Annotated in this window: 15 protein-coding genes; 8 read left to right on the top strand and 7 right to left on the bottom strand. The window is 63.9% G+C overall.

What is annotated here, in order from left to right; all coding sequences use genetic code 11:
- The first annotated feature begins 139 nt into the window (after window positions 1-139).
- The 4 genes from AC3RCP_RS20025 to AC3RCP_RS20010 are packed head-to-tail and all read left to right on the top strand — an operon-like array spanning window position 140 to window position 5690.
- On the top strand, window positions 140-1993 hold the full coding sequence (locus AC3RCP_RS20025; protein WP_492571005.1) for an extracellular solute-binding protein: 1854 nt from the start codon (window positions 140-142) through the stop codon (window positions 1991-1993).
- The gene (locus tag AC3RCP_RS20020; protein ID WP_087091530.1) at window positions 1980-3044 is read left to right on the top strand and encodes a microcin C ABC transporter permease YejB; all 1065 of its coding nucleotides are present in this window, start codon (window positions 1980-1982) and stop codon (window positions 3042-3044) included. The genes AC3RCP_RS20025 and AC3RCP_RS20020 overlap by 14 nt, the downstream gene beginning before the upstream one ends.
- Window positions 3044-4066 (top strand): ABC transporter permease, encoded by a 1023-nt coding sequence (locus AC3RCP_RS20015; protein ID WP_492571006.1) that lies wholly within the window; start codon window positions 3044-3046, stop codon window positions 4064-4066. The genes AC3RCP_RS20020 and AC3RCP_RS20015 overlap by 1 nt, the downstream gene beginning before the upstream one ends.
- Before the next feature lies 1 nt (window position 4067).
- Window positions 4068-5690, top strand: coding sequence for an ABC transporter ATP-binding protein (locus tag AC3RCP_RS20010; protein ID WP_101338403.1), 1623 nt, complete (start codon window positions 4068-4070; stop codon window positions 5688-5690).
- Between the two features lie 80 nt (window positions 5691-5770).
- Here AC3RCP_RS20010 and AC3RCP_RS20005 read toward each other — a convergent pair whose 3' ends face one another.
- Complete coding sequence (locus AC3RCP_RS20005) at window positions 5771-6085, bottom strand: SCP2 sterol-binding domain-containing protein (protein WP_007921837.1); 315 nt, start codon at window positions 6083-6085, stop codon at window positions 5771-5773.
- 50 nt (window positions 6086-6135) lie between these two features.
- Complete coding sequence (locus AC3RCP_RS20000; RefSeq protein WP_101338402.1) at window positions 6136-6846, bottom strand: histidine phosphatase family protein; 711 nt, start codon at window positions 6844-6846, stop codon at window positions 6136-6138.
- Window positions 6847-7050: 204 nt separating this feature from the next.
- Between AC3RCP_RS20000 and sohB the strand changes: the two genes are divergently transcribed.
- Complete coding sequence (sohB, locus tag AC3RCP_RS19995; protein WP_007921839.1) at window positions 7051-8073, top strand: protease SohB; 1023 nt, start codon at window positions 7051-7053, stop codon at window positions 8071-8073.
- A gap of 133 nt (window positions 8074-8206) precedes the next feature.
- Here sohB and AC3RCP_RS19990 read toward each other — a convergent pair whose 3' ends face one another.
- Both AC3RCP_RS19990 and AC3RCP_RS19985 read right to left on the bottom strand, forming a co-directional pair.
- On the bottom strand, window positions 8207-8701 hold the full coding sequence (locus AC3RCP_RS19990; protein ID WP_007921840.1) for a DUF934 domain-containing protein: 495 nt from the start codon (window positions 8699-8701) through the stop codon (window positions 8207-8209).
- Complete coding sequence (locus AC3RCP_RS19985) at window positions 8685-10343, bottom strand: nitrite/sulfite reductase (protein WP_007921849.1); 1659 nt, start codon at window positions 10341-10343, stop codon at window positions 8685-8687. The genes AC3RCP_RS19990 and AC3RCP_RS19985 overlap by 17 nt, the downstream gene beginning before the upstream one ends.
- Window positions 10344-10840: 497 nt before the next feature.
- On the opposite strand from AC3RCP_RS19985, the gene AC3RCP_RS19980 reads away from it, so the two are divergent.
- A complete protein-coding gene (locus AC3RCP_RS19980; RefSeq protein ID WP_492571007.1) occupies window positions 10841-11938 on the top strand; it encodes an ABC transporter substrate-binding protein in 1098 nt (365 codons plus the stop codon).
- Window positions 11939-11945: 7 nt separating this feature from the next.
- Here AC3RCP_RS19980 and AC3RCP_RS19975 read toward each other — a convergent pair whose 3' ends face one another.
- Complete coding sequence (locus AC3RCP_RS19975) at window positions 11946-12164, bottom strand: DUF2970 domain-containing protein (protein ID WP_009044467.1); 219 nt, start codon at window positions 12162-12164, stop codon at window positions 11946-11948.
- Between the two features lie 106 nt (window positions 12165-12270).
- Window positions 12271-15981 carry a methionine synthase gene (gene metH, locus AC3RCP_RS19970; protein WP_492571008.1) on the bottom strand — a complete coding sequence of 1237 codons (3711 nt, stop codon included), beginning with the start codon at window positions 15979-15981 and terminating at the stop codon, window positions 12271-12273.
- A 156-nt stretch (window positions 15982-16137) separates the two neighbouring features.
- Between metH and AC3RCP_RS19965 the strand changes: the two genes are divergently transcribed.
- On the top strand, window positions 16138-18429 hold the full coding sequence (locus tag AC3RCP_RS19965; RefSeq protein ID WP_492571009.1) for a fatty acid cis/trans isomerase: 2292 nt from the start codon (window positions 16138-16140) through the stop codon (window positions 18427-18429).
- Between the two features lie 203 nt (window positions 18430-18632).
- A complete protein-coding gene (gene nfuA, locus AC3RCP_RS19960; RefSeq protein WP_007921862.1) occupies window positions 18633-19217 on the top strand; it encodes a Fe-S biogenesis protein NfuA in 585 nt (194 codons plus the stop codon).
- 177 nt (window positions 19218-19394) lie between these two features.
- On the opposite strand, the gene cobM is transcribed toward nfuA, so the two are convergent.
- Window positions 19395-20141, bottom strand: coding sequence for a precorrin-4 C(11)-methyltransferase (cobM, locus tag AC3RCP_RS19955; protein WP_085534276.1), 747 nt, complete (start codon window positions 20139-20141; stop codon window positions 19395-19397).
- Window positions 20142-20175: the final 34 nt, after the last annotated feature.

Below are 20175 nucleotides of genomic sequence, written 5' to 3'. Positions count from 1 at the left end.
CGAGTGGCGGCTGGACGATCTTTCGCGAGCAAGCTCGCTCCTACAGAAGTGCACAGGTCCTCTGTAGGAGCGAGCTTGCTCGCGATGACGCCGGTACAGACACCGTCATCCTGGCCCCTGTTCAAAGAGGCATCATTCCATGTTGTTGCAACGCGCTGTGCTGTTCTGGCTCTGCCTGCTGCCGAGCCCCGTGCTGCTGGCCGCCGTGCAACCGTCGCTGACGGTCTACGGCGAAGCCCCGAAATACCCCGCCGGCTTCCAGCATTTCGACTATGTCAACCCGGACGCTCCCAAGGGCGGCAGCCTGCGCCGTTCCTCCCTGGAAAGCGGGCCCTTCGACCATCTGATTCCGTATATCGACAAAGGCACCGGCGTGGCCGACATCGACGGCTGGCTGTACGCGCCGCTGGCCTATCGCTCAAAGGATGAGCCCTACACCGTGTACGGCCTGGTGGCCGAAGGCCTGGAGCTGGCCGCGGACCGTTCCTGGCTGCGCTTTTACCTCAACCCGCGGGCGCGCTTCGACGATGGCAGCCCGATCACCGCCGAGGACGTGCGCTACACCTTCGAGCTGCTGATGACCCAGGGCAGCTTCAAGTACCGTCAGCAGTTCGCCGATGTCGCCGAGGTGCAGGTGGAATCGCCGACCCGGGTGCGTTTTGTGTTCAAGAACACTGAGAGCCGGACCTTGCCCCTGGACCTGGCATCGCTGCCGGTGTTGCCCGAGCACTGGTGGCGCGGCCGCAATTTCGCCGACGGTGGCGGCTTCGAAGCGCCCCTGGGCAGCGGGCCGTACCGGGTGAGCGCGGTGGACGCCGGGCGCAGCGTCGACTTCGAGCGGGTCAAGGACTGGTGGGGGCAGGACCTGCCGGTGGTCCGTGGACGCTACAACTTCGACCGGCTGCGGGTGGAGTTCTTCGCCGACACCGATGTGTCGCGGCAGATCCTCAAGGCCGGCGGCTACGACTACAACCGCGAGTTCTCCGCCACCGGCTACACCATCGGTTATGCCGGCACCGCGCTGGAGCAGGGGCGGCTGGTGCGCGAACACCTGGCGCCGGGTTCGGCCCTGGGCGCCCAGGGCTTTATTTTCAATCTGCAGAAACCGCAGTTCCGGGACCGCCGGGTGCGCCAGGCGATCGCCATGCTCTGGGACTTCGAGTGGAGCAACCGGCAGATGATGCGCAGCCTGTATCTGCGCCAGCAGAGCTTCTTTTCCCACAGCGAACTGGCGGCAGCGGCGCTGCCGGACGCGCAAGAACTGAAGATCCTCGAACCCTGGCGCGGGCAGGTCCCGGACGAGGTCTTTACCCAGGTGTTCCAGGCGCCGCGCACCGACGGCAGCGGGATCATCCGCCCGCAGCAGTTGCAGGCGCTGAAGCTGCTGGAACAGGCGGGCTGGAAACCCCAGGGCGATCAGTTGCGCAACGCCGCCGGCGAGCCCCTGCATTTCACCTTTCTCAATGGCCAGAAAGGCCTGGAGCGTTTACTGCTGCCGTTCAAGCGCAACCTGGTGCAGATCGGCATCGGCTTCGATATCCGCCAGGTCGACACCGCGCAATATACCAACCGCGTGCGCAGCCGCGACTACGACATGATCATCGCCGCCTACCCGGTGTCCCAGGCGCCGGGGCGCGAGCTGTTCAACTACTTCGGTTCGGTGAGCGCCGACGACCCGGGCTCGAACAACTACATGGCGCTGCGCGACCCGGTGGTGGACGGGCTGATCAGCGCCCTGGTGCAGGCCGACAGCCGCGTCAGCATGCTGGCCCACGCCCGGGCGCTGGACCGGGTGTTGCAGTGGGGCTACTACTGGATTCCCAACTACTACCCGCCGGGCATTTCCTCGGTGTGGTGGAACCGCTTTGGCCGGCCGGCCATCGCCCCCCTGTACGACGCCGGGCTCGACACCTGGTGGGAGGTCAGCGCCGAGGCACTGACCCTGAGCCAGATGCGCCAACGTAGCGGGGAGGCGGTCCATGCTGGCTTATAGCGCGCGGCGCCTGCTGCTGATCGTGCCCACCTTGCTGTGCATCCTGCTGGTGAACTTCGTCATCGTCCAGGCGGCGCCCGGCGGCCCGGTGGAGCAGGCCATCGCCCGCCTGCAAGGCATTGGCGGCGCCGCGGCGGTGGGCGGCGGGCATGTCGAGACGGTGGGCGGCGAGTCCCGCGCCACCCGTGGCCTGGACCCCAAGCTGCTGGCCGATATCGAGCGCCAGTACGGCTTCGACAAACCCGCCGGCGAGCGTTTGTGGCTGATGCTCAAGCACTATGCGCGGCTGGATTTCGGCGACAGTTTCTTTCGTGGCGCCAAGGTCACCGAGCTGATCGCACAGAAACTGCCGGTGACCTTGTCGCTGGGCCTGTGGGCGACGCTGATCACCTACCTGGTGTCGATCCCGCTGGGGATTCGCAAGGCCATTCATGACGGCTCGGCCTTCGATGTCTGGAGCAGCGCGGCGATCGTCATCGGTTATGCGATGCCGGGGTTCCTGTTCGCCCTGCTGCTGATCGTGGTGTTCGGCGGCGGCACCTTGCTCGACTGGTTCCCGGTGCGCGGTTTGGTCTCGGAGAACTTCGCCCAGCTCTCGGCCTGGGGCAAGGTCGTCGATTATTTCTGGCACCTGGTGCTGCCAGTCAGCGCCCTGGTGATCGGCGGTTTCGCCACCTTGACCCTGCTGACCAAGAACAGCTTTCTCAACGAGATTTCCCGCCTGTATGTGGTCACCGCCCGGGCCAAGGGCCTGAGCGAGCGGCAGGTGCTGTACGGCCATGTGTTTCGCAACGCCATGCTGCTGGTGGTCGCCGGCTTGCCCCAGGCCCTGGTCAATGTGTTCTTCGGCGGCTCGCTGCTGATCGAGGTGATCTTCTCCCTCGACGGCCTCGGGCGCCTGAGCTACGACGCCGCGGTGTCGCGGGATTACCCGGTGGTGTTCGGCTCGCTGTTCATCTTCACCCTGTTCGGTCTGCTGATAAAACTGCTCGGCGACCTGTGCTACACCCTGGTCGATCCGCGCATCGACTTCAGTGCAAGGAGCGCCTGATGTTGACCTTGTCTCCCATAGGCCAGCGGCGCTGGCAGCGCTTCAAGTCCCACCGGCGCGGCTGGTGGTCGTTGTGGCTGTTCATCGCGCTGTTCGCCCTGAGCCTCGGCGGCGAGCTGATCGCCAACGACAAGCCTTTGCTGGTGGCTTACCAGGGCCAGTGGTATTTCCCGGCGTTCAAGCGTTACACCGAGCAGCAGTTCGGCGGCGAGCTGCCGTTCCAGCCGGATTACCGCAGCGCTTCGGTGCGCCAGTTGATCGAAGGGCAGGGCGGCTGGTTGCTGTTCGCGCCGATTCCTTTCGCTTTCGACACGGTCAACTACGACCTGACGCAACCGGCGCCCAGTCCGCCTTCGGCGCAGAACTGGCTGGGCACCGACGACCAGGCCCGGGACGTGCTGGCGCGGGTGATCTTCGGCACCCGGGTGTCGCTGCTGTTCGCCCTGGCGCTGACCGCCGCCAGCGCGCTGATCGGCATCGCCGCCGGCGCCCTGCAGGGCTATTACGGCGGCTGGATCGACCTGTTGGGGCAGCGCCTGCAGGAGGTCTGGTCGGGGCTGCCGGTGCTGTATCTGCTGATCATTCTCTCGGGGTTCGTCGAGCCGGGTTTCTGGTGGCTGCTGGGGATCATGGCGCTGTTTTCCTGGCTGGCCCTGGTGGATGTGGTGCGCGCCGAGTTCCTGCGCAGCCGCGGCCTGGAGTACGTCAAGGCGGCGCGGGCCCTGGGTGTCGGCGATACCCAGGTGATGCTGCGGCACATCCTGCCCAACGCCATGAGCGCCACCCTGACGTACCTGCCGTTCATCCTCACGGGGGCCATCGCCACCCTGTCGGCCCTGGATTTCCTGGGCTTCGGCATGCCGGCCGGCAGCGCGTCCCTGGGCGAATTGATCGGCCAGGGCAAAAGCAATCTGCAGGCGCCCTGGCTGGGGCTGACGGCGTTTTTCGCCCTGGCGCTGATTCTGTCGTTGCTGGTGTTTATCGGCGAAGCCTGCCGCGACGCCTTCGATCCGAGGCATTGAGATGAGTGAACGACTGATTGAACTGCGCGGCCTGCGGGTGGCGTTCAAGGCCACTGAGGTGGTGCATGGCATCGACCTGGAGATCCGCGGCGGCGAATGCCTGGCGCTGGTGGGCGAATCCGGCTCCGGCAAGTCGGTGACGGCCCACAGCCTCCTGCAATTGCTCGACCCGGGCAGCACGCGCATCGCGGGCAGCATCCGTTATCGCGGCGAAGAGCTGCTCGGCGCCAGCCCGGCGCGCTTGCGCCAGCTGCGTGGCAACCGCATCGCGATGATCTTCCAGGAGCCCATGAGCTCGCTGAACCCCCTGCATAGCCTGGAGCGACAGCTGGGGGAAACCCTGCGCCTGCACAAGGGGTTGGCCGGCAGCCAGGCCCGCGAACGGATCCTGGAACTGCTGCATCTGGTGGGCATCCAGCAGCCGGAGCAGCGCTTGCAGGCCTATCCCCATCAGCTCTCCGGCGGGCAACGCCAGCGGGTGATGATCGCCATGGCCCTGGCCTGCGAACCGGAGCTGCTGATCGCCGACGAGCCGACCACCGCCCTCGACGTGACGGTGCAGCGCAAGATCCTGCTACTGCTCAAGGATTTGCAGCAGCGCCTGGGCATGGCCTTGCTGCTGATCAGCCACGACCTCAACCTGGTGCGCAGCATCGCCCAGCGGGTGGCGGTGATGCGTGCCGGGGAGATAGTCGAAACGGCGGGCTGCGCGCAGCTGTTCGCCGATCCCCGGCATCCCTACAGCGTCCAGCTGCTGAATGCCGAGCCTGGCGGCCAGGCGCTGCGCCGCGGGCCCAGCGCGACCCTGCTGGCGGTGGACGGGCTGAAGGTCTGGTTCCGCCAGGGCGGTGGCTGGCTGCGGCCCAGGCGTTACCTGAAGGCGGTGAACGGCATCGACCTGCAACTGCAACGGGGCAAGACCCTGGGCATTGTCGGTGAATCCGGCTCGGGCAAGTCGACCCTGGGCCAGGCGATCCTGCGGCTGATCGAGTCCGAAGGCCGCATCCGCTTCAAGGGGCAGGACCTGCACAGCCTCGACGGCAAGCAACTGCGGCCATTGCGTCGGCAGCTGCAAGTGGTGTTCCAGGACCCCTTCGGTAGCCTCAGCCCGCGCCTCAGCGTGCAGCAGATCATTGCCGAAGGCTTGCTGGTGCATAGCGAGCTGAATGCGTGGCAACGCGAGCAGGCGGTGATCGAAGCCTTGCAGGAGGTCGGCCTCGACCCGGCCAGCCGCCATCGCTACCCCCATGAGTTTTCCGGCGGCCAGCGCCAGCGCATCGCCATTGCCCGCGCCCTGGTGCTCAAGCCGGAACTGATCCTGCTCGACGAACCGACTTCGGCCCTCGACCGCACGGTGCAGAAACAGGTGGTGACGCTGCTGCGCCGCTTGCAACAGGAGCATGGTCTGACCTACCTGTTCATCAGCCACGATCTGGCGGTGGTGCGGGCGCTGGCCCATGACCTGATCGTGATGAAGGAGGGCGAAGTGGTGGAGCGCGGCGAGACCGAGCAACTGTTCGGCACGGCGCGCCATCCCTATACCCGGGAGCTGCTGGCGGCGTCCTCGGTGATGGCGGCTCCCGTCACCGGTTTGCCGCTGGCCGAGCCCCTTGGCGCCGACTGAACGCGCGGGCCTGAAACGACGAATCCCGCCGGAAGGCGGGATTCGTGGGCAAACAAGGGCTTCCCTGGGGAAGCGCTTACTCAGGCCGGGAACAGTTCGCTCAGCTTCATCGCCAGCATCATGTCGCCTTCGGCGCGCAGTTTGCCGCCCATGAAGGCCTGCATGCCGTCGGTTTCGCCGCTGACGATGCCTTGCAGGGTTTCGCCGTCCATTACCAGCGTGACCTGGGCGTCCGGGTTCTCGCCTTCCTTGAGCTCGCAGGTGCTGTCTTTGACGATCAGCGAGAAGTTCTTGGTGTCATCGATACGGAAACCGAAAACCAGGTCCAGGCCGGCAGCGGCAGCTGGGTTGAACTTGGCTTTCATGGCTTGTACGGCGTCGGCTACGGAGGTCATGGTTCGATCCTTTTATGGGTTGTTACAGCAAGGGTCACAGTGATCCGGACTCAGCGGAAAGTGATGAGTTCCGGGGCCTTCAGCAGTTGCAGATGGGCATGGCTGTTGAAGGAAGCCAGGGCAACCTCGCGACCGCGAAACTTCAGCTGGTTGAGCGAGGTATTGACGATTTGCCAATTCAGTTCGAAGGCCTGGGCGGCAGGCATCCGGGTAATCAGGTGGAGCAGGGCGGTGATGGTGCCGCCGGAGGTGAACACGGCGATTTTCTGGGTGTTGTCGGCCTGTTCCAGAATGCGCTGCAGGCCGGCCTGCACCCGTTCGACGAATCCCAGCCAGCTTTCCAGGCCCGGTGGATCGTAGGTGCCGGCCAGCCAGCGCTCGATGATCAGGGCGAAGATGCGCTGGAATTCGGCGCGGTTCTGCGCGGCGTTGCGCAGGATGTCCAGGGCGTCGGGTTCTTCGGACAACATGCCGGGCAACAGGGCGCGGATCACCGCGTCGGCATCGAATTCGTTGAACGCCGAATCGGTTTCCAGGATCGGTGTGGGCAGGCCCGCGGCGCTGAACTGCTGCAGGGCGGAATGGGCAGTGTGTTGCTGGCGACGCAGGTCGCCCGCCAGGCAGCGATCGAAGTTCACGCCCAGTTCGACCAGGTGTTGACCGAGCACTTCGGCCTGGCGCACACCCGTGGTCGACAGGACGTCGTAGTCGTCCGCACCGAAGGAGGCCTGGCCATGTCGAATCAGATAGATGCTGCCCACGTCCGCGTCATCCCGGTACGTTGAAAGTTTTGCGAGGTTATGAGGATGCCGGTGAGCTGTCAATGAAAAAACATACGCTTGTTTGAAATGCCCGTTAGAGCACGGTAACAGGAGGTTTCGCGACTGGTCGACGCCTGGCTGCGCCGGTATGCTGGAGCCATTCCGCCACGTGTTGGCAGTGATGCACGTCTTTAAGGAGTCCCTGTGGAGTTTCTCTCCGAGTACGCCAGTTTCCTGGCCAAAACCGTCACCCTGGTCATCGCCATCCTGGTGGTGCTGATCACCGCTGCCTCGCTGCGCAGCAAAGGCCGGCGCAAGGGCGCCGGGCAGTTGCATGTGAGCAAGCTCAACGATTTCTACAAGGGCCTGCGCGAGCGTCTGGAGCAGAGCCTGCTCGACAAGGACCAGCTCAAGGCACTGCGCAAGTCCGAGGCCAAGGCCGAGAAAAAACACAAGAAGCAGCACGAGGAAAAACCGCGGGTGTTCGTGCTGGATTTCAGCGGCGACATCAAGGCCTCGGCCACCGAGGGGCTGCGCCACGAAATCACCGCGCTGCTGAGCCTGGCCACGCCCAAGGATGAAGTGGTGCTGCGCCTGGAAAGCGCCGGCGGCATGGTGCACAGCTATGGGCTGGCCTCGTCGCAACTGGCGCGGATTCGCCAGGCCGGCGTGCCGTTGACGGTGTGCATCGACAAGGTCGCGGCCAGCGGCGGCTACATGATGGCGTGCATTGGCGAGAAGATCATCAGCGCGCCGTTCGCCATCCTGGGCTCGATCGGCGTGGTGGCGCAGTTGCCCAACGTCAACCGCCTGCTGAAAAAACACGATATCGACTTCGAAGTGCTGACTGCCGGTGAGTACAAGCGCACCCTGACCGTGTTTGGCGAAAACACCGAAAAGGGTCGGGAGAAATTCCAGGAAGACCTGGATGTCACCCATCAGTTGTTCAAGAACTTCGTTTCCCGTTATCGGCCGCAACTGGTCATCGACGACGTGGCCACCGGTGAAGTCTGGCTGGGTGTCGCGGCGTTGGAAAAGCACCTGATCGACGAGCTGAAAACCAGCGACGAGTACCTGGCCGAGCGCGCCAAGAGCGCCGAGCTGTTCCACCTGCACTACGCCGAGCGCAAGAGCCTGCAGGAGCGGGTAGGGCTGGCGGCCAGCGGTTCCATCGACCGTGTGCTGCTGACCTGGTGGAGTCGCCTGACCCAGCAGCGTTTCTGGTAAGAGGCACCACGGGAACGTGTTTCTTCTGTAGGAGCGAGGCTTGCCCGTGATCGCGGGCACCGCGGTAAAGATGCCGGACACAAAAAAGCCCTGAACCGGTTTCCCGGTCCAGGGCTTTTTGTTGGCGCGGGCCTTAGCGGCGACGGAACAGCGGCAGCGGTTCGTCGGTGGCGGCCTGGTAGGTCACGGAGAAGTCCTTGAGGCTTTCCAGGGCTTCGTACGGGTCCTTGTCGGCGCGCAGGGCGTAAGCGTCGAACCCGCAGCGGCGCAGGTAGAACAGCTGGTCGCGCAGCACATCGCCGATCGCCCGCAGTTCGCCCTTGAAGCCGTAACGGTCGCGCAACAGGCGGGCGTTGGAGTAGTTGCGGCCGTCGGTGAAGGCCGGGAAGTTCAGGGCGATGACCTGGAAGTGCTGCACGTCATCGCCGATCTCCTCGGCTTCTTCATCGGCGTCCAGCCACACGCCTAGGCCGCCGTCGCGGGCCTTGAGGGCGTGAGCGTGCTCGCGCCACAGGGCCAGCGGCACGATCAGGTCGTCGCAGTTGGAAATGCCGTCGAGGGTCGCGTCCTTGGGCAGCAGGTGCCAGGTTTCGTCGATGACCTCGTTGTTCTTAATGATTCGCTGCATAGACGCGCTCCTTGAAGAGGTCGATGCCAATACGTTGGTAGGTGTCGATGAAGCGCTCGTCTTCGGTACGTTGTTCCACGTACACGTCGATCAGCTTCGAGATCACATCGGGCATGTCGTCCTGGGCGAAGGACGGGCCGAGGATCTTGCCCAGGCTGGCGTCGCGGCTGGCGCTGCCACCCAGGGAAACCTGATAGAACTCTTCGCCTTTCTTGTCCACCCCGAGGATGCCGATATGGCCCACGTGGTGGTGGCCGCAAGCGTTCATGCAACCGGAGATGTTCAGGTCCAGCTCGCCGATGTCGAACAGGTAGTCCAAATCATCGAAACGGCGCTGGATGGACTCGGCGATCGGGATCGACTTGGCGTTGGCCAGGGAGCAGAAATCACCGCCCGGGCAGCAGATGATGTCGGTCAGCAGGCCGATGTTCGGCGTGGCGAAACCTTGTTCGCGCAGCTCGCCCCACAGGGTGAACAGTTGGCTCTGCTCGACGTCGGCGAGAATCACGTTCTGCTCGTGGGAGGTGCGCAGCTGGCCGAAGCTGTAGCGGTCGGCCAGGTCGGCGATGCCGTCCAACTGCTTGTCGGTGACGTCGCCCGGGGCTACGCCCGTGGGTTTCAGCGACAGGGTCACGGCGACATAGCCCGGCTTCTTGTGGGCCAGGGTGTTGCGCGTGCGCCAGCGGGCGAAGCCCGGATATTGTTTGTCGAGTTCGGCCAGCTCGGCGTCCTGGTTGGCCAGGGCCTTGTAGTCCGGATCGACGAAGTGCTTGGCCACGCGATGCACTTCGGCGTCGGTCAGGGTGGTCTGGCCGCCGCGCAGGTGAGCCATTTCCGCTTCGACCTTCTCGGCGAACACCTCTGGGGTCAGGGCCTTGACCAGGATCTTGATCCGCGCCTTGTACTTGTTGTCACGCCGCCCGTAGCGGTTGTAGACCCGCAGGATGGCGTCGAGGTAGCTCAACAGGTCCTGCCACGGCAGGAACTCGTTGATGAAGGCGCCGACCACCGGGGTCCGGCCCAGGCCGCCACCGACCAGGACCCGGAAGCCCAGCTCGCCAGCGGCGTTGTGCACCGGCTCCAGGCCGATGTCGTGGACTTCGATGGCCGCGCGGTCCGAGGTCGAACCGTTGATGGCGATCTTGAACTTGCGCGGCAGGTAGGCGAACTCAGGGTGGAAGGTGGTCCACTGACGGACGATTTCACACCAGGGGCGCGGGTCGATCAGCTCATCGGCGGCGACGCCGGCGAACTGGTCGGTGGTGACGTTGCGCAGGCAGTTGCCGCTGGTCTGGATGGCGTGCATCTGCACGGTCGCCAGCTCAGCCAGGATGTCCGGGATGTCTTCCAGCGCCGGCCAGTTGAACTGCACGTTCTGCCGGGTACTGATGTGGGCATAGCCCTTGTCGTAGTCGCGAGCGATCCTGGCCATCATCCGTGCTTGGCGCGAAGTCAGCTGGCCATAAGGCACCGCCACCCGCAGCATCGGGGCAAAACGTTGGATATAGAGGCCATTCTGCAGGCGCAGAGGGCGGAATTCTTCTTCGCTCAGCTCGCCTGCCAGATAGCGCCGGGTCTGATCACGGAACTGCTTGACGCGGTCCTCGATGATCCGCTGATCGTACTCGTCGTATACGTACATATAGATCCTGTTCTCAGGCTTATCAGGTGACGCAGAGGCGGATGTCACCCAAGAAATTCTGCGCGCACGGCCGCGCACTCCCAACGGAGCCGGGCGAAGATACCAGTTTGCAGTTATGCGCAAAAGTGATGTTTGAGTATATGCAAAGAACCAAAACGACTAACGGTATCCGGCCGGCTCAAACCCACATTTGTGGTAAGGGCAATCCTCGACTTAACTGTGCTCGAGTCTTTGTGCAGTCACCGATAAAACCGACAAGAGGCGATGCTATGAGCAATCCAACCAAGGCAAGGAAAAGCGACAGCGCTGTCGATGCTTGGGCCATTCTCTTTCTGATCATTCTGGTCGTGGGAACGGCGGTGTTCTGGGTCAGTCATCAATAGTTGCGGTCAAGCGATGAGCAGAGTCCGAATTGTCTGTGGGAAATGACGATTTGCCGATATAGGCCAGTATTTTGCCAGTTATACTGCGGGCAATATTCCGGGACTCTGGTCGCAATGTTCAAGGCGTTTGGTAAGTGTCTGCTGCTGGTGCTGCTTGTACTGAGTCCAACGTTCTGGGCCATGGCCCATGCCACCTCGGTCGTGTTTTTGAATCCGGGCCACTCCACTGAAACCTTCTGGGTCGGGTATTCCCAATTCATGCAGGTCGCGGCCAATGACCTCGGCCTGGATTTGCGCGTGCGTTATTCGCAGCGCGATTCGCAAACCACCATCCGCCAGGCCCGGGAAGCCTTGCAGGGCCCGGACCGACCGGATTACCTGGTGGTGGTCAACGAGCAATATGTCGCGCCGGAGATCCTGCGCCTGTCCCAGGGCAGCGGGGTGAAGCTGTTCGTCGTCAGCAACGCGCTGACCGCCGATCAGCAACGCTTGCTGGACGAGCACCAGAACCGTTATCCCGACTGGATCGGCAGCATGATCGCCAACGACGAAGAAGCCGGCTACCTGATGCTCAAGGAGCTGATCCGTCGTCATGGCCCGCTCGCTCCCGGGCAGTACATCGACCTGCTGGCGTTCTCGGGCGTGAAGAACACTCCGGTGGCGCAATCACGCGAACAAGGCTTGCGGCGGGCATTGGCGGAGCATCCCGAGGTGCGCCTGCGGCAACTGGTGTATGGCGAGTGGAATCGCCAGCGCGCCTTTGAGCAGGCCCAGCAGTTGCTCAAGCGCTATCCGCAGACGCAGTTGATCTGGTCGGCCAACGACGAGATGGCCCTGGGAGCGATGGAGGCGCTGGAGCAGCAAGGGCGGCGGCCGGGCAAGGATGTGCTGTTCAGCGCCCTGAACAGCTCGCCGCAGGCCTTGCAGGCATTGATCGACGGACGCCTGACGGCGTTGATCGCCGGGCACTTCACCCTGGGGGGCTGGACAATGGTGGTCCTCAACGACGATGCCCGGGGGCTGAACCCTGCGACCCATGGCGGCCCGGACTGGCAACTGGGCGTGTTCCAGTTCCTGGACAAGGTCCAGGCGCAGCGTCTGCTGGAGTTGCAGGGGACACAGCAATACGGCGTGGACTTTCGCGGGTTATCGGCCGAGGGCAAGCCGGCCGGCTACCGTTATCCCTTCTCGCTGAATCTGTTATTGCACTGACAGGCGTTCAAAGCCCCGCCAGGTGCACGACCAGCTTGACGATACCGAACAGGGTCAAGGCGAACACCGCGGTGAACAGAATGCCCAGGATCATGAAATGGCTGGGTTTGCCGTGGGTGAAGTCGCGCTTGCGGTTCTTCCCGCTCTGCACGCCAAAGGCGGCAGCGGCGACGCTTTGCAGCATCTGCCAAAGGGTCGGCGGCTTGTCGTTGGTGGGGTCGTCCATAAATCCCTCGACACAAATGGGTGTGGGGAAAGCATAGACAATACCGCTTGTTCCAGCTTGCGGGAGCGCCGACTGGCGGCTCCCACAAGTGAAGCGAGCTGGGCTTTTAGTTGTCGTAGCCCAGGTTCGGCGCCAGCCAGCGCTCGGTCACGGCCAGGTCCTGGCCTTTGCGTGCGCTGTAGCTGCTGACCTGGTCCTTGTCGATCTTGCCCACGGCGAAGTACTGCGCCTGCGGATGGGCGAAGTACCAGCCGCTGACCGCCGCCGCCGGAAACATGGCGAAGTGTTCGGTGAGGAACACGCCGCTGCGCCCGGCCTTGCCTTCGGATGCCTCGGGGTCGAGCAGGGCGAACAGGGTGCTCTTCTCGGTGTGGTCCGGGCAGGCCGGGTAACCCGGGGCAGGGCGGATACCGCTGTACTGCTCCTTGATCAGCGCCTCGTTGTCCAACTCTTCGTCCTTGGCATAGCCCCAGTAGTTTTTACGCACTTGCTGGTGCAGCCACTCGGCGCAGGCCTCGGCCAGGCGATCGGCCAGGGCCTTGACCATGATCGAGTTGTAGTCGTCGCCCTTGTCCTGATAGGCCTTGGCCACTTCTTCGGCGCCGATGCCGGCGGTGGTGATGAAACCACCGACGTAGTCGGTCACGCCGCTGTCCTTGGGCGCGACGAAGTCGGCCAGGGAGAAGTTCGGCTTGCCGTCGGTCTTGATGGTCTGCTGGCGCAGGTGGTGCAACCTGGCCAAGGGCTGGCCGTCGGCGCCATAGACTTCCAGATCGTCGCCCTGCACCTGGTTGGCCGGCCAGAAGCCGAACACCGCGCGGGCGCTGATCAGCTTCTCGTCGATCAGCTTGTCGAGCATTTCCCGGGCGTCCTTGTACAGCGCGGTGGCGGCTTCACCCACCACTTCGTCCTCGAGGATGCGCGGGAACTTGCCGGCCAGGTCCCAGGAGATGAAGAACGGCGTCCAGTCGATGTATTCGGCCAGGACCCGCAGGTCGATATTGTCCAGTACCTTGGCCCCGGTGAAGGTCGGCACGGTCGGCTGGTAGCTGCTCCAGTCGAACTGTGGCTTCTTGGCCACGGCCGCCGGGTAGCTCAGGCGCTCGGTGCGGGCACTGCGGTTGGCGGTACGCTCGCGGACTTCCACGTACTCTTCGCGGGTGCGCTCGACGAAACCGGCCTTGAGCTCCTTGGACAGCAGCTGGGTGGCCACGCCCACGGCGCGCGAGGCGTCGGTGACGTAGACCACCGCGTCATTGCTGTACTTGGGCTCGATCTTCACCGCCGTGTGCGCCTTGGAGGTGGTGGCGCCACCGATCATCAGCGGCAGGTGGAAGTCCTGGCGCTGCATTTCCCGGGCGACGTGGACCATCTCGTCCAGCGACGGGGTGATCAGGCCGGACAGGCCGATGATGTCGCACTTCTGTTCCTTGGCCACCTGCAGGATTTTCTCCGCCGGCACCATCACACCGAGGTCGACGATGTCGTAGCCGTTACAGCCCAGGACCACGCCGACGATGTTCTTGCCGATGTCGTGCACGTCGCCCTTGACCGTGGCCATGAGGATCTTGCCCTTGGCTTGCGGCTTGTCGCCTTTTTCCAGCTCGATGAACGGGATCAGGTGGGCCACGGCCTGCTTCATCACCCGGGCGGACTTGACCACCTGGGGCAGGAACATTTTGCCGGCGCCGAACAGGTCGCCGACGATGTTCATGCCAGCCATCAGCGGGCCTTCGATCACTTCGATCGGGCGGGCGAAGGACAGCCGCGACTCTTCGGTGTCCTCGACAATGTGGGTGGTGATGCCCTTGACCAGGGCGTGCTCCAGGCGCTTGTTGACGTCCCAGTTGCGCCACTCTTCGGTCTCGGCTTCCTTGACGCTGCCGTCGCCCTTGTACTTGTCGGCGATGGCGAGGAGGGCGTCGGTGCCTTCCGGCGTGCGGTTGAGGATCACGTCCTCGACGGCGTCGCGCAGCTCCTGCGGGATCTGGTCGTAGATCTCCAGCTGGCCGGCGTTGACGATACCCATGGTCAGGCCGTTGCGGATCGCATACAGCAGGAACACCGAGTGGATCGCCTCGCGCACCGGGTTGTTGCCGCGGAAGGAGAACGACACGTTGGACACGCCGCCGGAGCTCAGCGCATAGGGCAGCTCGTCGCGGATGTAGGCGCAGGCGTTGATGAAGTCCACCGCGTAGTTGTTGTGCTCCTCGATACCGGTGGCCACGGCGAAGATGTTCGGGTCGAAGATGATGTCTTCCGGCGGGAAGCCGACGTCGTTGACCAGGATGTCGTAGGAACGCTTGCAGATTTCCTTCTTGCGCGCCTCGGTGTCGGCCTGGCCGGCTTCGTCGAAGGCCATCACCACCACGGCGGCGCCGTAGCGCTTGCACAGCTTGGCGTGATGAATGAACTGCTCGACGCCTTCCTTCATGCTGATGGAGTTGACGATGCCCTTGCCCTGGATGCACTTGAGGCCGGCTTCGATCACTTCCCACTTGGAGGAGTCGATCATGATCGGCACGCGCGAGATGTCCGGCTCGCCGGCGATCAGGTTGAGGAAGGTCACCATGGCCTTCTTCGAGTCCAGCATGCCTTCGTCCATGTTGATGTCGATCACCTGGGCGCCGGCTTCGACCTGCTGCAGGGCGACTTCCAGGGCTTCGGTGTAGTTCTCTTCACGGATCAGGCGGGCGAACTTGGCGGAACCGGTGATGTTGGTGCGTTCGCCGACGTTGACGAACAACGACTGGCGATCGATGGTGAACGGCTCCAGGCCCGACAGGCGGCAGGCCTTGGGAATGTCCGGGATCTGCCGCGGGGCATAGCCGGCGACGGCCTTGGCGATGGCCTCGATGTGCCCCGGGGTGGTGCCGCAGCAGCCGCCGACGATGTTCAGGAAGCCGCTCTGGGCGAACTCTTCAATGACCTTGGCGGTTTGCGCCGGCAGTTCGTCGTATTCGCCGAATTCGTTGGGCAGGCCGGCGTTGGGGTGCGCGGAGACGTGGGTGCTGGCCTTGTTCGACAGCTCTTCCAGGTAGGGGCGCAGTTCGCTGGCGCCGAGGGCGCAGTTGAGGCCGACGGAGATCGGCTTGGCGTGGGCCACCGAGTTCCAGAAGGCTTCGGTGGTCTGCCCGGACAGGGTGCGGCCCGAGGCGTCGGTGATGGTGCCGGAGATCATGATCGGCAGTTCGAGGCCCAGCTCTTCGAACACGCCCTGCACGGCGAAGATCGCCGCCTTGGCGTTGAGGGTGTCGAAGATGGTCTCGATCAGGATCAGGTCGGCGCCGCCCTCGATCAGGCCCTTGGTGGCCTCGGTGTAGTTCTCCACCAGTTCGTCGAAGGTGACGTTGCGGTAGCCGGGGTTGTTGACGTCCGGCGACAGCGAGCAGGTGCGGCTGGTCGGGCCCAGTACGCCGGCGACGAAGCGCGGCTTGTCCGGGGTCTCCAGGGTCTTGGCGTCGGCCACCTTGCGCGCCAGGCGCGCGCCTTCGACGTTGAGCTCGTAGACCAGCGCTTCCATGCCGTAGTCGGCCATGGAAATCTGCGTGGCGTTGAAGGTGTTGGTCTCGAGGATGTCGGCGCCGGCATCCAGGTAGGCTTTCTCGATGCCGCCGATCACGTCCGGGCGGGTCAGCACCAACAGGTCGTTGTTGCCCTTGACGTCGCTCGGCCAGTCGGCGAAGCGTTTGCCACGGTAGTCCTGCTCCTCGAGCTTATAGCTCTGGATCATGGTGCCCATGCCGCCGTCGAGAATCAGGATGCGCTCTTTGAGGGCTTGCTGAAGGGCTTGGAGGCGCGTGCTGCGATCGGACATGAAAGACTACCTGGAAGGGCCATTACGAAGGGCGAGGATCATAGCAAACCTGTGCGCTTTTAGAGCATGCGGCACTTTTGCATGAATATCGCTCATGTTGGTGGCCGTGCTGGCCCGGTAGAATCGCCGGATTTTCTTATGGATTGGACCAGGGATATGTCTTACCGCGTTGTCATCGGCAGTCTGCTGCTGCTTTTAAGTTCGCTCGCCAGCGCCCAGGGTCCCGCGCCAGCGATCTCCTACACCCGCGATATCCAGCCGATCTTCACCGAGAAGTGCGTGGCCTGCCACGCCTGCTACGACTCGGCCTGCCAGCTCAACCTGGGCAGCGGCGAGGGCGCGGCCCGCGGCGCCTCGAAGATCCCGGTGTACGACGGCGAGCGCAGCAAGGCGCAGACGCCGACCCGCTTGTTCTACGATGCTTCCGGCAAGCACGCCTGGCAGGGCATGGGCTTCTACTCGGTGCTCGACGCCCAGGGCAGCCAGGCGGCGCTGATGGCGCGCATGCTGGAACTGGGCCACAAGACGCCGTTGCAACCCAACGCCAAGCTGCCGGACAACATCGTCCTGGGCCTGAACCGCGAGAACATGTGCGCGCAACCGGCCGAATTCGACGGTTATGCCCGGGCCCATCCGCGCGAAGGCATGCCGCTGGCGGTGACCGGCCTGACCGATCAGCAATACCAGACCCTGCAACGCTGGCTGGCTTCCGGTGCGCCGATCGACGAGCAGGGCCTGGCGCCGAGCGCCAGGGAAGCGATGCAGGTGCTGCAGTGGGAAAACCTGCTCAATGCCCCGGGCGCCCGGGAAAGCCTGGTGGCCCGCTGGCTGTTCGAGCACTGGTTCCTCGCCCATATCTACTTCGAGGGCGGCGAGCCGGGGCATTTCTTCCAGTGGGTGCGTTCGCGCACGCCGAGCGGCCAGCCGATCGACCTGATCAACACCCGCCGGCCCAACGACGACCCGGGCACCCAGGTGTATTACCGCCTGTGGCCGGTGCAGGGGGTGATCGTGCACAAGACCCACATCACCTACCCGCTGAGCGCGGCGAAGATGGCGCGGATCAAGACCCTGTTCTACAGCGGCGACTATCAGGTCACCGCGCTGCCGGGTTATGGCCCGGGCCGCCGCGCCAACCCGTTCGAGACCTTCGAGGCGATTCCGGCCAAGGCCCGTTACCAGTTCATGCTGGATAACGCCGAGTACTTCGTGCGCACCTTTATCCGTGGCCCGGTATGTCGCGGGCAGATCGCCACCGACGTGATCCGCGACAACTTCTGGGCGCTGTTCCAGGCCCCGGAACACGACCTCTATATCACCGACCCGGCCTACCGCGGCCAGGCCACGCCGCTGCTGGCCATGCCCGGGCAGAACGACGACGTCGGCAGCGTGCTGAGCCTGTGGCTGGCCTACCGCGACAAGCGCAACGAATACGAGATCCTGCGTCGCGATTCCTACGCCGATGCGCCGCCGCCAAGCTGGTCGACCCTGTGGGCGGGCAACGACAACGCATTGCTGAGCATCTTCCGTCACTTCGACAGCGCCTCGGTGACCAAGGGCCTGATCGGCGAGGTGCCGCAGACGATGTGGCTGTTCGACTATCCGCTGCTGGAGCGCACCTATTACCAGTTGGCGGTCAACTTCGATGTGTTCGGCAATGTCTCGCACCAGGCGCAGACCCGGCTGTACTTCGACCTGATCCGCAACGGCGCCGAGCAGAACTTCTTGCGCCTGATGCCCGCCGGCACCCGCGAGGATTTCCTCGACGATTGGTACCAGAACAGCGGCAAGTTCAAGATGTGGCTGGACTACGAGTCCATCGACGACGACAAGGCCAGCGCCCTGGTGCTGGACGAAAAGGACCCGAAACGCGACTTCGCCAACCAGTTGCTGAACCGTTACGGCGACCTCAATGCGCGGCCCGATCCGATCAACCGCTGTGACGGCGCCTACTGCTCGCGGCCGAATATCGACCCGGCACTGCAGAACGCCGAACAGGCTCTCAGCGGCCTGGTTTCGCGGCCGGCGGCCGGCATGCGGGTCATCGACCTGTTGCCGGAGGCCACCATGCTGCGTATCCAGGCACCGAGCGGCAAGCGGGTGTTCTACAGCATGCTGCGCAACCGCGCCCACAGTAACGTAGCGTTCCTGCTGGGCGAGTCGCTGCGTTACCAGCCGGGCCTGGACACCCTGACCATCTATCCGGGCGTGCTCAGCAGCTACCCGAACTTCATGTTCAACATTCCCGCCGGGCAGGTGCCGGAGTTCGTGGCCGAGATGGAAAACGCCAAGGACGCCCACCGTTTCGAGAAAATCGTCGAGCGCTGGGGGATCCGTCGCAGCCATCCGCAGTTCTGGCAGTACTTCCATGACCAGACCCAGTACATCCTCGAGACCGATCCGAAAGAGGCGGGCGTACTGGACATGAACCGCTACGAGAACCTCTGAAGGCACCAGGCCCTTGAAATTCCGGGCCGCAGCCCTCAGGTTGCGGCCCGGCCCATCCCGGAAAAGCCTTGAAAAAAATCCCAGGCGTTACGTTGACCACGCAGCGCGGGCCTATCGACCAAGGTCTATCCCGACAAAAATACTAGGACTTTGTCCGGCACGCCGATTGGCGTAAACTGCGCCCACGCCTGCGAGGAATTTCCATGACCGCTATTACCATTACCGACGCCGCCCACGATTATCTGGCTGATCTGCTCTCCAAGCAGAACACCCCGGGCATTGGCATCCGCATCTTTATCACCCAGCCAGGGACTCAGTACGCCGAGACCTGCATCGCCTATTGCAAGCCGGGTGAAGAAAAACCCGAAGACAAAGCCCTGGGGCTGAAGAGCTTCACCGCCTACATCGACGCCTTCAGCGAAGGTTTCCTCGATGACGCGGTGGTCGACTACGCCACCGACCGCATGGGCGGCCAGTTGACCATCAAGGCGCCCAACGCCAAGGTGCCGATGGTCAACGCCGACAGCCCGGTCAACGAGCGCATCAACTACTACCTGCAAACCGAGATCAACCCGGGGCTGGCCAGCCACGGCGGCCAGGTCAGCCTGATCGATGTGGTCGAGGACGGCATCGCCGTGCTGCAGTTCGGTGGTGGTTGCCAAGGCTGCGGCCAGGCCGACGTGACCCTGAAGGAAGGCATCGAGCGCACCCTGCTCGAGCGCATTCCCGAGCTCAAGGGAGTACGTGACGTCACCGACCACACGCAGAAAGAAAACGCCTACTACTAAGGCGTTCGCTGCGAACATGAAAAACGGCGCCCCGTGAGCGCCGTTTTTTTATGCTTGATGCTTGTGATTTCAGGTGCGCCGTGTCGCCTGGATCGCGAGCAAGCTTCGCTCCTACAGAGGCATGCGCATTTTCTGTAGGAGCGAGCGGGCGGAGATCCGACTTGCCCGCGATGCTCTTCAAGGCCGATACAAATGCGCATGCCCCGCGCGATACAGCGACGACTCACTGAAACTGTCCGTGGCCAGCACCCGGCCCACCAGGATCAGCGCCGTGCGCCGAAAACCCTTGGCCTGGACCTTCTCGGCAATGTCCGCCAGGGTGCCCAGCACCCAGTCCTGGTCCGGCCAGGTCGCCCGGTGCACCACGGCAATCGGGCAGTCGGCGCCGTAGTGGGGCAGCAGCTCGGCGACAATCTTTTCCAGATGGTTGACCCCCAGGTGAATCGCCATGGTGGTGCCGTGGGCGGCCAGGCTGGCGAACGCCTCGCCGGCGGGCATCGAGGTCTTGTCGGCATAACGGGTCAGGATCACGCTCTGGGCGACGTCCGGCAGGGTCAGTTCGGCCCCCAGCAAAGCCGCGCAGGCCGCGGTGGCGGTCACGCCGGGGATGATCTCGAAGGGGATGCCCAGCTCGCGCAGGCAGCGAATCTGCTCGCCGATGGCGCCGTACAGGCTGGGGTCGCCGGAATGTACCCGGGCCACGTCCTGGCCTTTGCCATGGGCGTCCTTGATCAGCTCGATGATCTGCTCCAGGTGCAGTTCGGCGCTGTTGACCAGCTGTTCGGCGCGATGGCCCTGGAGCACCGCTTCGGGCACCAGGGAGCCGGCATAGATGATGACCGGGCAACTGTGGATCAGCCGCTGGCCCTTGACGGTGATCAGTTCCGGGTCGCCGGGACCTGCGCCGATAAAAAAGACGGTCATGGCGTTCTCCTGTGAAAAAAGGGGCGAGGCAACC

This window comes from Pseudomonas sp. GW822-FHT05A08 (genome assembly GCF_058800485.1).
This window is presented reverse-complemented; position numbering and strand designations above follow the sequence as displayed.

Coding starts and splice junctions, on each gene's coding strand:
- AC3RCP_RS20010 (WP_101338403.1), top strand. CDS start 4,068: ATGAGTGAACGACTGATTGAACTGCGCGGCCTGCGGGTGGCGTTCAAG.
- AC3RCP_RS20005 (WP_007921837.1), bottom strand. CDS start 6,085: ATGACCTCCGTAGCCGACGCCGTACAAGCCATGAAAGCCAAGTTCAAC.
- AC3RCP_RS19980 (WP_492571007.1), top strand. CDS start 10,841: ATGTTCAAGGCGTTTGGTAAGTGTCTGCTGCTGGTGCTGCTTGTACTG.
- AC3RCP_RS20020 (WP_087091530.1), top strand. CDS start 1,980: ATGCTGGCTTATAGCGCGCGGCGCCTGCTGCTGATCGTGCCCACCTTG.
- AC3RCP_RS19990 (WP_007921840.1), bottom strand. CDS start 8,701: ATGCAGCGAATCATTAAGAACAACGAGGTCATCGACGAAACCTGGCAC.
- AC3RCP_RS19965 (WP_492571009.1), top strand. CDS start 16,138: ATGTCTTACCGCGTTGTCATCGGCAGTCTGCTGCTGCTTTTAAGTTCG.
- cobM (WP_085534276.1), bottom strand. CDS start 20,141: ATGACCGTCTTTTTTATCGGCGCAGGTCCCGGCGACCCGGAACTGATC.
- AC3RCP_RS20025 (WP_492571005.1), top strand. CDS start 140: ATGTTGTTGCAACGCGCTGTGCTGTTCTGGCTCTGCCTGCTGCCGAGC.
- AC3RCP_RS19985 (WP_007921849.1), bottom strand. CDS start 10,343: ATGTACGTATACGACGAGTACGATCAGCGGATCATCGAGGACCGCGTC.
- AC3RCP_RS20015 (WP_492571006.1), top strand. CDS start 3,044: ATGTTGACCTTGTCTCCCATAGGCCAGCGGCGCTGGCAGCGCTTCAAG.
- nfuA (WP_007921862.1), top strand. CDS start 18,633: ATGACCGCTATTACCATTACCGACGCCGCCCACGATTATCTGGCTGAT.
- metH (WP_492571008.1), bottom strand. CDS start 15,981: ATGTCCGATCGCAGCACGCGCCTCCAAGCCCTTCAGCAAGCCCTCAAA.
- AC3RCP_RS19975 (WP_009044467.1), bottom strand. CDS start 12,164: ATGGACGACCCCACCAACGACAAGCCGCCGACCCTTTGGCAGATGCTG.